This is a genomic window from Myxococcus llanfairpwllgwyngyllgogerychwyrndrobwllllantysiliogogogochensis (genome assembly GCF_006636215.1).
Taxonomy (GTDB): Bacteria; Myxococcota; Myxococcia; order Myxococcales; family Myxococcaceae; genus Myxococcus; species Myxococcus llanfairpwllgwyngyllgogerychwyrndrobwllllantysiliogogogochensis.
In genome coordinates this window covers 1-444 of record NZ_VIFM01000773.1, presented here as the reverse complement: position 1 = coordinate 444, position 444 = coordinate 1, and the positions used below count along the sequence as shown (strand labels likewise).

The following is a 444-nucleotide window of genomic DNA, read 5'->3' as shown; positions in this document are numbered from 1 at the left end:
CCCCACTGTAACGCCGCCGCCCCATTTCACCTCGCAGGGGTGCACGGAGCCGGTTCGTGCACATTGCAACCTGGTCGTGAGTGCCGCGTCCGCAACCCCTCGGAACGCCTGGGCCTGACGGAGGCCCGCTCCGGTACGGCGGATGCTCATGCTCCTGGGGCCATGAGCTTCGAATACGCCGCAGGGACCGCGCTCGCGGTCCTCCTCTCCGTCTACCTCGTCTACGCCCTGCTCCGGCCCGAGCGCTTCTAGGAGCCCGCCATGACCCTCATTGGCTGGCTCCAGACCCTGCTGTTCTTCGCGCTCGTCCTCGCGCTGACGAAGCCCGTGGGCCTCTACCTCTTCCGCGTCTTCGAGGCCGACACCCAACCCCTGCCCCGAGTGCTAGGTCCCATCGAACGCGCTCTGCTGCGCCTGTGTGGCGTGAAGCGCGAACACGAGCAG

The 444-nt window shown here is 67.8% G+C and carries 2 protein-coding genes; both read left to right on the top strand.

Features of this window, described 5'->3' with window-relative positions; all coding sequences use genetic code 11:
* Positions 1–162: 162 nt before the first annotated feature.
* Entirely contained in the window at positions 163–252 is a 90-nt protein-coding gene (gene kdpF / locus FJV41_RS50470; protein WP_120576322.1) for a K(+)-transporting ATPase subunit F, read from the top strand.
* A 9-nt stretch (positions 253–261) separates the two neighbouring features.
* On the top strand, positions 262–444 hold a 183-nt coding region (locus tag FJV41_RS50465; protein ID WP_181791593.1), incomplete at its 3' end, for a potassium-transporting ATPase subunit KdpA.

Excerpts from the sequence above, each read along its gene's own strand:
- kdpF (WP_120576322.1), top strand. The coding sequence starts at position 163 with ATGAGCTTCGAATACGCCGCAGGGACCGCGCTCGCGGTCCTCCTCTCC.